Raw genomic sequence first — 13,846 nt, 5'->3', positions numbered from 1 at the left:
ATTAAAATAAATAATTCAGGAGCTGTAATGAAAAGAATACGCTACACTCTCATAATAGTTTCGTTAATGATATTAAACATTATCGTCAAAGGCGTTCCCGGCGAGGGAATGTATCCTTTAAGCGAATTGAAAAGACTCGATTTAAAGAAGCTTGGCTTTAATCTGAGTTTGAGCGATATTTATAATCCCGACGGAACCAGTTTGATTAATGCGATCGTCAACATAGGCGGTTGCACCGGTTCGTTCGTCTCGGAAAACGGACTTATACTTACTAATCATCACTGCGCATTCGGAGCCGTCAGTCGCGCCAGCACGCCCGAAAACAACTATCTCGAAAACGGCTTTTATGCCGCCGGCATCGAAGACGAAATTCCCGCCGCCGGCTATACGGTCAGGATTACCGAATCTTACAAAGACGTTAGCGACGAAGTTATGGCGGGTCTCGACGAAATATCCGACTTTGTCGAAAGGAGCCGTTTAATCGAAAAACGGATGAACGAAATTGCCGCCCGCGAAAAAGACGAAGCCAATGCCGTCGATGCGGAAGTATCCGAAATGTTTCCCGGCAAAACTTATATCCTTTTCAAATACAAAATTATCAAAGACGTGCGACTCGTCTACGTTCCTCCGCGTTCAATAGGAGAATTCGGCGGCGAAACCGACAACTGGATGTGGCCGCGTCATACAGGCGACTTTTCGTTTCTGCGAGCATACGTTGCGCCCGACGGTTCTTCTACCGAATATTCTGAAAGCAATGTGCCCTACCATCCGCAGAAATTTTTGAAAATCAATCCTAACGGGGTAAAAGAAAACGACTTCGTATTTATTCTCGGATACCCGGGAAGAACGTATCGCAACTATCCGGCATGGTTTCTGGATTACCAGCAAAATTACTTTCTGCCTTATAACGAACAGCTCTATTCGAACATGATCGACGCCCTCGAAATTCTGAGCAAAGGTGATAAAGCTCTCGAATTGAAATACGCTCCTTTCATAAAAAGTCTTTCCAATGCCATGAAAAATTACCGCGGCAAAATGCTGGGTATTCGCAAACTCGAACTCCTGAAAAAAGAATACGATGAAGACAGAAAACTGAAAGATTTCATCGATAACGATCCAGAACTCGAAGAAAAGTACGGCAGTCTCTTTGACGAACTCGAGAGCGTTTACAACAAATTATTCGACAACATCCGTCCTTCGATGTGGTTGAACAGACTTTATCGTTTTTCGAATGTAATTAATTATGCCGATGCAGTTTTAAATCAAATCGAAGGCAAGCCTTCGAACGATATTAACAAAATATATCAACGTATCGATCTGCCTTTCGAAAAAGTGTTTTTGAAGAAAATGCTGGACGACGCGCTCAACTTTTCGGAACTCTCGTCGGTCGACGCAGTAACGAATGTTGTTAATGACACGGATACCGAAACTTTTTTAATCAAATTATTCGAATCGGAATTTCTAAAAGAAGAAACGCTCGACAAATTGACTAGCGGCGAAACAAACTATTCCGAAATTAAACCGGAAGACGATTTGCTGCTGGTTTTCGCGGCTGCGTTGAAAAAACAAAAAAACGAACTTAATGAAATATCAGCTTACGTCGACGGAAAACTGAATATGCTTTTGCCTCAATACATTGAAGTAAGAAAACTTTACGAAGGCAGGTCGTTTATTCCGGACGCCAACGGCACATTGAGAATGACATACGGCAATATAAAAGGATACGAACCGAGAGACGCGGTTTATTACAAACCGATAACAACCCTTGAAGGCGTTATCGAAAAAAGTTACCTGGGCAACGAATATGCGGTACCGGACAATCTTAGAACCGCTTACGACAAAAAGAATTTCGGAGAATTCTTCGATGCCTCTGTCGGCGGAGTTCCGGTGGCAATTTTATACAATACCGACACAACCGGAGGCAATTCCGGCAGTCCCGTTATGAATGCCGACGGAGAATTAATAGGACTGAATTTCGACCGTTGTTTCGAAGCCACAATTAACGATTATGCGTGGAACGATTCTTACAGCCGTTCCATCGGCGTCGATATTCGTTATATTTTATGGATAGCTAAATATGTAGACAATGCCGAACGAGTAATCGAAGAGGTAATTAAATAAAAAAAGGCGGGCTCGACGCCCGCTTTTTTTATTACTTGGCAAATATCATTTTCTTAACGATAAAATTATTTCCCGCTTTCAAAGCATAGAAGTAAATTCCGCTTGAAAGTTTATATTTATCCGCAGAGAATTCCAGACTGTAGCTTCCCGCATCTTTCGCTTCGTTTACAAGCGCCGCCACTTCCCTGCCGAGCAAATCGTAAACTTTTATTGTAACGAATTGCCGTTCGGGTATTTCATATCTTATAACCGTCGAGGGATTAAACGGATTGGGATAGTTTTGAGAGAGGTTGTAAGTAAACGAAATTGAATTTTCACGCACATCCGTAATCAATTGACTGTATTTATTTCGCGCGGCTTGAATAGACGCGCGCAGCTCTTCGAGATTATCGCCCGCTGCAATTACAAAAGGTATTTTAACTTCGCCGCCGTCAATCAAGTCATGCGGTCCGGACGAAACAACCATCGAAACGTCCGCCGGTCCAATCTGCTTTGTAATAACTCCGCCTGTCAGAGCGCTCCATTTTTCTTCTTTTGTAAATCCGTTTTCGTCAAAGAGCATTACGGCGCCGGTGTCTGCTGAATTTTCAATCGGATAAAATCCGAGTTTGCTTTCATCGTGCAGCAGACCAATGCCGACATACGTGTCGAGGATCGAATCATTTTCGCAATAAACATATCCGAAACGTCCTTCTTCGTCGAAACCGACTATATCGATATCGGGTATTTCGGCGGGCATATCCCAATCGAAAAAGTATCCGGCATAAAGACCGTTAATATCCGCTCCGCTCTGATTTATCAGTTTATTTACGAGAATTATATAACTGTCGTCCGGGGCGTCCGAAAATCCGTAAGAAGTGAGCTCCGTTTTAATTCCGAGAGCGCCCTCTCCGAATCCCGAATCGTCAAACGCCGTTCTTCCGATTTGATTATTATTTTCATCGGTTGTAATACGAACCTTTTCCAACAGATTGAAATCTTCATTCTGAAAAAAATCGTTCCTTGCGGCGTCCATCACTTTTGTCGAAGAAGCGCCGTACATAAAAGCTCCTTCGAACAAGAGATTATCGCCGTTTTTGTAGACAAATCCCCTGCCTTCCTGATTGTCCGGATAGTCGTTAAAACCCAGAGCGCCTTTGCTTGTGATCGTCATTACTATTTTGTTGGCGTCGTGCGTCGCATAAGTAGGATTGACTCTTACAGAAAACCATTGATAGTCCTCGTAAGAATCGCCTTCGTATTTGATCATTATATCGACAGTATGGTTAAACGGGGAATTCTCGGAGATTACAAATCTGAACGGAGCCGAAGAATTATCGGCGGTATCCAGCGTATTCATTGCAGGCAGATTAAACTCGCTATTTTCAAGAATAATAGCGTCGTCGTCGGACATCAGATAAACTTTTGTTTGCGGAGACGGATCGAGATAATTCGTAAATCGGATTCTGATATCGACGGCTTCGCCCGACTCGAGTAGTCCGTTGCCGTTTCCGTCTTCAACTAAGTCGATTTTAGTCGCTCTGATCGAAAAGAGATTAGTATCTTTAACCGCATTATACGCGTCGATCCTACCTGTTCCGAGGAGATATTGATTTTGCGGCAAACTGCTTTCAAGAGGGGCGCTCGAAGCTCTTATTCTTTCGGCAATTTGAAGAGGGGTATAATTCGAAAATCTAGCCGCCACCAGTCCTGCAACGCCCGCGGCATGAGGAGACGCCATCGAAGAGCCGCTAATGGAACGGTAAATCGAATCCGCTCCGGAATACGTAGGCCATGTGGAATAGATAAATGAGCCCGGCGCCATAACGTCGACCTGAGTGCCGAAATTGGAGCCGGAGTGAGAACCATAAGTCGCTTTTCCTCCTTTTTCATCGAGCCAGCCGACAGATAGAACGCCTTCGTAACTGGCGGGATAAAAGAGTTCCGAGCTGTTTTCGTTTCCGGCAGCGGCAATTATAACGACCCCGTTTTCGATGGCATAGTCGATAATTTCTTTTTCGTATCGCGAATATCCGTACCCGCCCCAGCTGCAATTGATTATTTTGGCGCCGTTGTCGACCGCCCATTTAATTCCTTCGAATCCGTACCAGACAAACGGATAACCGTTGGCGTCGCGTTTGTCGCTGCGCGATACTTTAACGGGCATTATAGTGCAATTAAACCCCACTCCGGCTATTCCAATCGAATTGTTGGTGACGGCGGATGCAATTCCCGCCACATGAGTTCCGTGATACGAATTTCTACCGTTGGGTGGAATGTCTTCGCGCGGGTCGTCGTCCGGTCTGCCGTTTATTCCGCCCAAATCGGTTCCAACCAAATTGCCGTTTGAATCGAACAATATATTTGCTTTCAGGTCGGGGTGATTCCAGTCGACGCCGGTATCGATTATGGCAATTATTATCGAAGTATCGCCTTTGGAAATATCCCACGCTTTTTCAGCGGAAATCATACCGATATTGTACTGCCTGCCAGCGCTCAAAAGAGAATCATTCGGAATTATGGCTACTCTTCTGATTAACTTTGGCTCAGCCCATTCGACTTCTTTCATTTTATTCAACTTTGCCGAAACTTCGTACGGATCTTTATTGCCGCCGGTTTTCAAAATGTAAATCGATTCGAATCTGTCGGCGCCTTTTCTCAATACATTTGCGCCCTGCGGGAATGCCTTTGCAATCCCGTCGATTTTTATTGATTTCTTTTCCGTTTCACTTTTGAAAGCGTTGACGTCTGCATAAGCATCGTTCAATTTAACAACAATAGTATTGTTCAGATAATAAACATTATCATGTATTTTGATTTCCTCCTGAGAAAAGAGCGTTGCTGCGACGAACAGGAAAATTAATATTCTTAGGATCGGCTTCATTTTACACCTTGGTTTTACCCGAAATTAAAATAAAAAGCAATTACTGCAATAATAACAATTTATTCTGACATTCGGTTCTTGGCGGGAGATTAAAATGCCCGCCGTTAAGCGGGCGCTTTTTTATAAAAGGAAGGAAATTTATTTATATGCCGTAACCGTAATACTCATTAGCCCTACGGAGCTTTTTTTGAAATTCGCTATCTCTTTTTCGTCAAGATATTTCTTCAGAAGTTCGTCCGGCAATTCGATTTTTTTGGAAGTTTTGATTTCAATCTTCTTAAAACCGGTATCTTCGATAATTTTAAGATATTCTTTTTCAGGAATCGCACCGGAAACACAACCGGCATAGAGTTCCGCCGACTTTTTAAATTCTTCGGTCATTTCGCCAGTCGAGACTATGTCCGAAACGCAGAAATGCGCGCCCGGTTTTAGTATTCTGTAAATTTCGGCAAAAGCCTTCCTTTTGTCCGGCACAAGATTTAATACACAGTTGCTTATAACAACGTCCGCCGTGTTATCTTCAAGCGGTACATTTTCGATATCGCCGAGCTTAAAGAATACATTATCATAGCCGAGTTTCGAATTATTTGCTTCGGCTCTTCGGATCATTTCTTCGGTCATGTCGATCCCGATAATCTTTCCTTTATCGCCTGCGATTGCGCGCGCTACGAATGCGTCGTTTCCCGCGCCGCTGCCGAGGTCTACTACCACATCGCCTTCTTTAATGCCGGCATGTTTGGTCGGAATGCCGCATCCCAAACCGAGGTCTGCGTCGGGCATATAACCGGCTTCTTCCGTATAATCATCCTGAAGGTTCGAATAATCGACATCGTCGGGGCAGCACGCGTTATTATTGCAACAAGATTCCGAATTTTTTTTAGCGGCTATTTGAGCGTATTTTTCTTTCACAATTTTTTTGAGTTCGTTTTTATTTTCCATATTGATTCTCCTTTTTCAGCAACATCCAGTTGCCGAAAATAATTTGTCAAATTGCTTTTTGGCGCGTTGCAATTTTTTTTTATTTACGCAGTAGCAGATTTTCGGACCGTCGATTTCTCCATCGATAAGCCCCACTCGTTTTAGTTCTTTCAAATGCTGCGATACAGTCGACTGAGCCAGCGGCAGATGTTCTACGATACTGCCCACCATACACGAATCCATCTTGTTTAGAAACTTAAGAATTTTCAAACGCGCAGGATGCGACAATGCCTTTGCCACATCCGCCAGCCAAACTTCTTCGTAGCTGAAATTTTCTTTTTTTGAAAAAGCCATTATTCCTCCAATCGTTAATCGTAAATATACGATAAATATTTTAAAAGTCAATTTTTGCGTTTTTTCTTCTATTCAGAATTCATTTGGATTTTTTTATTGCGGGGCAGACAAGAACTTGTCTGATAATTTGTTTGCAAGTTTTATAGGCGCGACTTTACTAGCCGCGCCATACGGTAATTTTTATTGAAGGTTGTCGTAAATCATTTCAGCGAAAATTTGTTGTCCGTGTCGTCAACGTCGGGAATTTGAGGAGTTCCGAGCAAAAGCTCTTCCGGTTTTTTGCATTTAATTTCGAGTTTAAGCTCTCCGGGTTTTCCTTTCCAGATATCTGCCTGCGCCTCGAAAATCTTTTCTTTAGCTTCGCCGTTTTTTACAAATAAAACGACGGGAAGAGGCAAACCGCCATTATTCTCAATTTCAACAAAAAGATATCCGTCTTTGGCTTCCGCTTTTTTAATAGACAGATCCGGGTACTTGAATTCGAAGAACCACGGTTTAAAAAACCAATCGAGGTCTTCGCCGCTTACATCTTCGAATGTATTAAAGAAATCGTAAGGAGTCGGATGTTTGCCGTTCCAGCGTTTAATATATTCGTGCAAGCAAGCTTTGAATTTTTCCTTACCCATGAATTTCATCATAAAATCGTACGCGGCGCCCGGTCTGCTGTAGGAAGCCATTCTGTAGGATATGCCTCTCAATTGAGACGAGGGGACGATCGGCGGCAGGTCGGTATCCCGACCGCCGTATTGCGAATATCCTTCCGCATTCCGTTGTCTGGGGTCGTATCCGGGCGCATTCAATTCCTGAAAATCGAACGGCAGCATGGTAGCCCAGCCTTCGTCCATCCACGCATATTTCCGCTCGTTAATTCCCATATAAAACGGGAAATAAGTATGCGAAATTTCATGCGACGTTAAATGAACGGTGCCTCTCAGATTGTCTACCGACGAATCGTTGCACATCATGGGAAACTCCATTCCGCCTCTGCCGTTAAAAACTGTCATAACAGGATAAGGATATTTAACGCCCGGCATTTCCTCCGAAAAATAAACAATCGATTTACGCGCAACTTCGGCAACGTTGTAAAATCCTTTCGATTCCGGATTGTAAGCCGCCGAAATTAATACGTCCCGCCACGTTGAAGCATCCCACAAATAATGGTCGCTCATAGCAAATGCAAAGTCGGGTATCGATTCCGATCTGAATTTGTACGTAATTTTATTGCGCTTTTTAGTTACGTTGCCCAGATCTTCTTCGCTAATAATATGTATGATTTCATCGGAGGAATTTGCCGTTATGTACTTATCGAGAATTTTCTCTTCGAATACTTCTTCGGGATTCGATAATTTGCCCGAAGCCCAAACCACAAAGTTTTGAGGAACAGTAATGTCGACTTGATAATTTCCGAAATCGTTGTATGTTTCGGCATGTCCCGTATAATCGTTCATATCCCAGCCGTCGATATCGTCGTAAACCGCAATTTGCGGAAACCAATAAGCCACAAAAAATGAAGTGGAATCATACGCGCCCATTCGAATTTGCGATTCGCCGGGAATTTTGACTTCCCATTTAAAATAAAGCTCTGCTTTCTCTCCAGGTAATAATTTTTCTTTAAGGGGAATAATCAATTTTGTTCCGGTAATATGAGGCTTTTCGTTGTCGCGAGTAATTTCGAATTCCGAGCCGTTCAATTTCGCCGTAGAGATTTTCATTCCTTCATTTACGGCATCGGGCGATATTTCTATATCCCTTGCGTTTCCTTTGCGGTATAAATCCCCGAGCAACTTAACCACTATAATATCGAGCGTATCGGGACTGTTATTATAATAAGTAACCGTTTCTTCCGCATTAATTCTTTTTTCCGAAGGTATTACCTCCGCTTTGATAATATAATCGCTTTTATTTTGCCAGTAATTCCTTCCCGGTTTGCCGTCATAAGACCTGGTTTGTTTTTCGTATGCACCTTTGAAGTTAACGGGAAGAGGTTGAGAAAGCAAAATGACGGGGATAAATAAAAAGATTGCCAGCTTTTTCATTTTAGAGCCCTGAGTCACATTAATGAAAATGTAATTTAGGAGAGAAAACAGAAAGAAACAAACAGGCGGCGGAAAATCCGCCGCCTTTTATGCGTTATTCCTCTCCGTTCTCTTCGGGAGCCACTCTGGCTATGTCGGCAATTTCGTCGCCTTCGTTTAATTTAATGAGTCGAACGCCCTGAGTGTTTCTGCCCATTATTCTGATATCTTTCACCGCCTGTCGAATCACCATCCCTTTGGTAGTAATAATAACCAGTTCGTCGGTGTCGTTGACTTCTTTCATTGCAATCATCTTGCCGTTCTTTTCGGAAGTTTTAATTGTAATAATGCCTTTGCCTCCTCTTCGAGTCAAACGGTAGTCGTCCAATTCCGAGCGCTTGCCGTATCCTTTGTTTGTAACAACCAGTAAGGTAGAGGCGTTTCTTACAACAATCATTCCGATTACCTTATCGTCTTTGGCAAGATTGATGCCTCGCACACCCGTTGCGGTTCTGCCCATATCGCGCACGTCCTTTTCGTTAAAACGGATAGCCATACCGTTCCGTGTGCCGATAATAATATCGTTGTTTCCGTCGCTCAATTTTGCTTCAACGAGATTGTCGCCGTCGGCAAGATTTATTGCATTAATACCGCCCCGGCGAATATTGGAATATGCGGAGAGGACGGTCTTTTTGATCGTGCCTTTTTCGGTAACCATCACGACGTATTTATCGTCGCTGAATTCTTTTACCGCTACGAAAGCCGCAATCTTTTCTTCTTTCGATTTTTCGATAAGGTTAAGTATCGACCTGCCTTTTGCCGTTCTTCCGCCTTCGGGAATTTCGTGAACTTTGAGCCAATAGCATTTACCTTTGTCGGTAAAGAACATAATGTAATGGTGCGTGGAAGCGACAAACATATGTTCAATAAAATCCTCGTCTTTGGTGCCGGCGCCCGTAACTCCTTTGCCGCCTCTCGATTGACGTCTGTATCCGCTGACGGGAAATCTTTTGATAAATCCTCTGTGAGATATCGTTACTACAACGTCTTCTTCGGCAATTATATCTTCGAGCGAAAAGTCTTTGTAATCGTAAATAATTTCGGTTCTTCTCTCGTCGCCGTATCTTTCCTTCAGCGCAAGAAGTTCTTCTTTGATTATTTGTTTTCTCTTCTTTTCGCTGGCAAGAATGCCTTTCAGTTTTTCGATTAATTTAATCGTTTCTTTGTATTCATCCTCAATCTTCTTTCTTTCCAGACCCGTGAGGCGTTGCAATCTCATGTCGAGAATCGCTTTCGCCTGGATTTCGGAGAGTTTGAATTTACGCATTAAATTGCGTTTAGCGGTTTCGACGTCGCGCGATTTTTTAATTGTTTCGATCACTTCGTCGATATTGTCGAGCGCAATGATATATCCTTCTAGAATATGAGCTCTTCTTTCGGCGGCGTCGAGTTCGAATTTTGTTCTTCTGATAAGAACGTCCATTCGGTGATCGAGGAAATGCTCCATCGTTTGCTTGAGAGTAAGCACTTTAGGCACGCCGTTTACAAGCGCAAGCATTATAACGCCGAAAGTAACCTGCATTTGCGTGTGTTTGAAGAGCTGATTCAATGTAACCGCCGGCTGACCGTCTCTTTTCATTTCGATAACGATTCTCATACCGTCGCGGTCGGATTCATCGCGTATGTTCGAGATTCCCTCGATTTTCTGATTTCTTACCAGGTCGGCAATTTTTTCGATCAGCGAAGCTTTGTTAACCTGATAGGGAAGTTCCGTTATTACGATATTTTCTCTGTCGTTTTTCAGAGTTTCGATATTGGCTCTTGCCCGAATTGTAATTTTGCCCCGTCCCGTCAAATAAGCTTCTCGAACGCCTTCGTAACCGTAGATTATACCGCCCGTGGGGAAATCGGGGGCTTTAATGTGCTTCATAATATCTTCCGGAGTAATTTTTGGATTGTCTATCAAAGCAATCAATCCGTCGATAACTTCCGAAAGATTATGCGGCGGAATGTTAGTTGCCATACCGACCGCAATACCGCTGGCGCCGTTTACAAGAAGATTGGGCAAATAAGCCGGCAGAACCGAGGGTTCCTGTAAGGTGTCGTCGAAATTCGGGACGAAATCGACCGTATTTTTATCGAGGTCTCTAAGCATCTCTTCCGATATACGAGCCAGACGCGCTTCGGTATAACGCATTGCCGCCGGGCTGTCGCCGTCTACCGAACCAAAGTTTCCCTGTCCGTCAACCAACGGGTATCGGAGCGAGAAATCCTGTACCATTCTAACCATAGTATCATAAACGGCGCTGTCACCGTGAGGGTGATACTTACCGAGTACTTCGCCGACAATACGAGCTGACTTTTTATACGGTTTATTGTATGTCAATCCCAATTCGTGCATTCCGAATAAGACCCTTCGGTGCACGGGTTTTAATCCGTCTCTCACATCGGGTAATGCGCGCGCAACTATAACGCTCATAGCATAATCGATGTAAGACGATTTCATTTCTTCTTCAAGAGTAATCGGTACGATTTTTTCGAATATTGTGCTCATTTTTCCAGTCTGTATTAATTATTAATTTCTTATTTATTCCAAAATCAGTGTTGCCGAACCGAGGTAAAACAAGATTGTGCCGATATCGGTAAGAGCCAGAGTTACCGGACCGGCGGAAATTTTCGGGTCTAATTTTGTTCTGTGTAAAATTGTTGGTACGCTTATACCCCAGAAAGCCGCCAGCATTTCCACCATTATAATGCTTAAACTAACTACGAAAGCGGCCGCATAATCGTTTTTCCATGCGGCTATTACAATAAATACCAAAAGGGCGCAGCTTATGCCCAGCAGGAATGCCGTTTTCAATTCTTTGACAATCGATTTTATATACCATTCCTTTGTAGGACGATTTGTATGAAGCGCCTGAATAGCCACGGTCATCGATTGTATACTGATGCTTTCTCCAAGCCCCAGAACGAGAGTAATAAAAAACGCTATAACAATGCTTTCGGCCAAAGTGGCTTCGAATAAACCGGCAAGCATTGCGCAAACAGTTCCGCTGATAATGGTTGTAACGAGCCAGGGGAAACGATATCTCCAGGCTTTTAGAGGTGTGGCGTTTTTAATTTCCTCGATTGTAAAACCGATTGTTTCGAAGATATCGCTCATTCTGTGGCGCTCTTCAATATCTGGTTCGATTTCGAGCAATTCTTCGGTAAACAAATTTACGTCGACTATTCCAATAATTTTATGATCTTTATCGACAACGGGCAGCGCCAGAAATTTATACGTAACAAAAAATTCGCATGCGTCATATACCGTTGAATTATCCGGCAAAGCCGCTACGCGCGTAATCATAATATCTTTAATTATTGTATTTTTCGAAGCCGTAAGTAATCGTCTGGTAGGAAGCACGCCTACAAGACGCTGTTCCTCGTCGACTACATAGAAATAAACAATCCGTTCCCCGATGCCTTCGGTGCGGATTTTTTCGAGCGCTTCTTCAATTGTCAGATCCTGATTAAGCGCCGTATAGTCGACCCTGACGTATTCCTTTAACGGGTGATTGTATTTATGATGTTTCGGCATTAAACGTCCAATTTGGCATACTTGGCGTGTTTTTCAATAAATTCTCTGCGTGGCTCAACTGCGTCGCCCATAAGGGTCTCGAATATCTTATCTGCTGTCGCTGCGCTTTCGAGATTAACCTGAAGTATGGTTCTTGTTTCGGGATTCATAGTGGTTTGCCACAACTGTTCCGGATTCATTTCGCCCAATCCTTTGTATCTCGATATGACAATGCCTTTCATTTGTTTCTGCGTTTGTTCTTCGGTTTCTTCGACATCGGCAATTTCTTCCTCTTCTTCTTTTCCTTTAACGTCGCCCTTAAGGCGTTTAAGAATCGCATCCCTTTCCTCGTCGTCGAAAGCATAAAATTCTTCTTTGCCCTTTTTAATTTTATAAAGCGGCGGCTGAGCTATATAAACTTTGCCCTGGTTGATCAAATCCTTCATGTGACGGTAGAAGAACGTAAGGAGAAGGGTTCTGATGTGGCTTCCGTCCACGTCGGCATCCGTCATTAAAATTATTTTACCGTAACGCGATTTAGACGCGTCGAAATCTTCTCCTATTCCCGCTCCGATAGCCGATATAATTGCCTGAATTTCCTGATTCTCCAGTATCTTATTTATTTTCGCTTTTTCTACGTTTATTATTTTTCCTTTAATAGGAAGAATAGCCTGAAATCTTCTGTCGCGTCCCTGTTTGGCAGAACCGCCAGCGGAATCTCCTTCGACTATATAGATTTCACAATGCTCGGGGTCGTTAATCGAGCAGTCGGCTAATTTGCCGGGGAGATTCAACGAATCGAGAGCGTTTTTTCTTCTAATAAGTTCTCGGGCTTTACGGGCTGCTTCGCGCGCTTCGGCAGCTTTGACGCTCTTCTCGATTATTTTTTTTGCTACAGAAGGATTTTCCTCCAGATATTCGGCGAGTTTTTCTCCCACTATCGATTCGACTATTGATTTTACTTCGCTGTTTCCTAGCTTTGTCTTGGTTTGTCCTTCGAATTGAGGTTCCATAACCTTAACGGAAATAACCGCCGTCAGTCCTTCTTTAAAATCTTCTCCCGTTAAAGATATTTTGCTGTTTTCTTTAATCAGCTTGTTTTTATAGGCATAATTATTAAAAGTTCTCGTCAGCGCAGTTCTGAAACCTACGAGATGAGTTCCTCCTTCAATAGTATTTATGTTGTTTACATATGTATGGACATTTTCGTTGTACGAATCGCTGTATTCAAATGCCACTTCGACGGGCGTTCCCTCTTTTTCTCCTTCGATATAAATCGGCTTGTGAAGAGGATTGCGCTGTTCGTCGAGGTATCTTACAAAGTCGATCAGTCCGCCTTTAAAATGATATTTCTCTTCTATGCCTTCATTCTCGTCGATCAAAATCATAGTAACGTCTTTGTTCAAGTATGCGAGTTCTCTCAAGCGTTCGGCAACTATTTCGTATTTGAATTTTACCGTTTTGAATATCTCCTTATCGGGCTTGAAAGTAATTTTAGTGCCAGATTTACCTTTTTTATACGTTCCCGTTTCTTTAACCGGTCCTTGAGGAACGCCTCTTTTGTATTCCTGCGTATAGATTTTTCCGTCTCTTCGCACTTCTACTTTTAGCCATTCCGACAGAGCATTGACCACCGAAACGCCCACGCCGTGCAAACCGCCCGATACTTTGTATGTGTTTTTATCGAACTTGCCGCCCGCGTGCAAAACCGTCATCACCACTTCGAGCGCGGATTTCTTTTCGACCGGGTGGATGTCCACAGGAATACCGCGTCCGTAATCTTCCACCGTAACGCTTTGGTCTTTGTGTATTGTAACGATAACCGTGTCGTTAAATCCAGCCAGAGCTTCGTCTATACTGTTGTCGACTACCTCGTTAATAAGGTGATGCAAACCACGCGAGCCTACGTCTCCTATGTACATAGCGGGGCGTTTGCGCACCGCTTCGAGTCCTTTTAATATGTTGATATTTTTTGCTGTGTATTCGCTGCTTTGAACCGTGTTGTTTTTCATA

8 protein-coding genes are annotated in these 13,846 nt (G+C 43.2%); 1 reads left to right on the top strand and 7 read right to left on the bottom strand.

Annotation, left to right across the window (positions count from 1 at the left end; translation table 11 throughout):
- The first annotated feature begins 27 nt into the window (after positions 1 to 27).
- Complete coding sequence (locus ACOYVE_RS11690; protein ID WP_422882092.1) at positions 28 to 2,121, top strand: S46 family peptidase; 2,094 nt, start codon at positions 28 to 30, stop codon at positions 2,119 to 2,121.
- Between the two features lie 31 nt (positions 2,122 to 2,152).
- On the opposite strand, the gene ACOYVE_RS11685 is transcribed toward ACOYVE_RS11690, so the two are convergent.
- The 7 genes from ACOYVE_RS11685 to gyrB all read right to left on the bottom strand — a co-directional run bounded on the left by ACOYVE_RS11685 (position 2,153) and on the right by gyrB (position 13,845).
- Complete coding sequence (locus ACOYVE_RS11685; protein ID WP_422882090.1) at positions 2,153 to 4,984, bottom strand: S8 family serine peptidase; 2,832 nt, start codon at positions 4,982 to 4,984, stop codon at positions 2,153 to 2,155.
- Between the two features lie 138 nt (positions 4,985 to 5,122).
- Positions 5,123 to 5,923, bottom strand: a complete 801-nt coding sequence (gene arsM / locus ACOYVE_RS11680; protein ID WP_422882089.1) for an arsenite methyltransferase — start codon at positions 5,921 to 5,923, stop codon at positions 5,123 to 5,125.
- Between the two features lie 15 nt (positions 5,924 to 5,938).
- Positions 5,939 to 6,256 (bottom strand): ArsR/SmtB family transcription factor, encoded by a 318-nt coding sequence (locus tag ACOYVE_RS11675; protein WP_422882087.1) that lies wholly within the window; start codon positions 6,254 to 6,256, stop codon positions 5,939 to 5,941.
- Between the two features lie 200 nt (positions 6,257 to 6,456).
- Positions 6,457 to 8,292 (bottom strand): M1 family metallopeptidase, encoded by a 1,836-nt coding sequence (locus ACOYVE_RS11670; RefSeq protein WP_051015851.1) that lies wholly within the window; start codon positions 8,290 to 8,292, stop codon positions 6,457 to 6,459.
- 94 nt (positions 8,293 to 8,386) lie between these two features.
- Positions 8,387 to 10,825: a DNA gyrase subunit A gene (gyrA, locus tag ACOYVE_RS11665; RefSeq protein WP_014855717.1), complete on the bottom strand. Its 2,439-nt coding sequence runs from the start codon at positions 10,823 to 10,825 to the stop codon at positions 8,387 to 8,389.
- Positions 10,826 to 10,858: 33 nt separating this feature from the next.
- On the bottom strand, positions 10,859 to 11,854 hold the full coding sequence (locus tag ACOYVE_RS11660; RefSeq protein WP_014855716.1) for a magnesium transporter: 996 nt from the start codon (positions 11,852 to 11,854) through the stop codon (positions 10,859 to 10,861).
- On the bottom strand, positions 11,854 to 13,845 hold the full coding sequence (gene gyrB / locus ACOYVE_RS11655) for a DNA topoisomerase (ATP-hydrolyzing) subunit B (protein ID WP_014855715.1): 1,992 nt from the start codon (positions 13,843 to 13,845) through the stop codon (positions 11,854 to 11,856). The genes ACOYVE_RS11660 and gyrB overlap by 1 nt, the downstream gene beginning before the upstream one ends.
- Position 13,846 lies beyond the last annotated feature (1 nt).

It is taken from the genome of Melioribacter sp. (assembly GCF_049325435.1).
GTDB classification, from domain to species: Bacteria; Bacteroidota; Ignavibacteria; order Ignavibacteriales; family Melioribacteraceae; genus Melioribacter; species Melioribacter roseus.
This window is presented reverse-complemented; position numbering and strand designations above follow the sequence as displayed.

Bases quoted from the DNA above. Each gene is read 5' to 3' on its own strand.
- ACOYVE_RS11670 (WP_051015851.1), bottom strand. From the start codon at position 8,292: ATGAAAAAGCTGGCAATCTTTTTATTTATCCCCGTCATTTTGCTTTCT.
- arsM (WP_422882089.1), bottom strand. From the start codon at position 5,923: ATGGAAAATAAAAACGAACTCAAAAAAATTGTGAAAGAAAAATACGCT.
- ACOYVE_RS11675 (WP_422882087.1), bottom strand. From the start codon at position 6,256: ATGGCTTTTTCAAAAAAAGAAAATTTCAGCTACGAAGAAGTTTGGCTG.
- gyrB (WP_014855715.1), bottom strand. From the start codon at position 13,845: ATGAAAAACAACACGGTTCAAAGCAGCGAATACACAGCAAAAAATATC.
- gyrA (WP_014855717.1), bottom strand. From the start codon at position 10,825: ATGAGCACAATATTCGAAAAAATCGTACCGATTACTCTTGAAGAAGAA.
- ACOYVE_RS11690 (WP_422882092.1), top strand. From the start codon at position 28: ATGAAAAGAATACGCTACACTCTCATAATAGTTTCGTTAATGATATTA.
- ACOYVE_RS11660 (WP_014855716.1), bottom strand. From the start codon at position 11,854: ATGCCGAAACATCATAAATACAATCACCCGTTAAAGGAATACGTCAGG.
- ACOYVE_RS11685 (WP_422882090.1), bottom strand. From the start codon at position 4,984: ATGAAGCCGATCCTAAGAATATTAATTTTCCTGTTCGTCGCAGCAACG.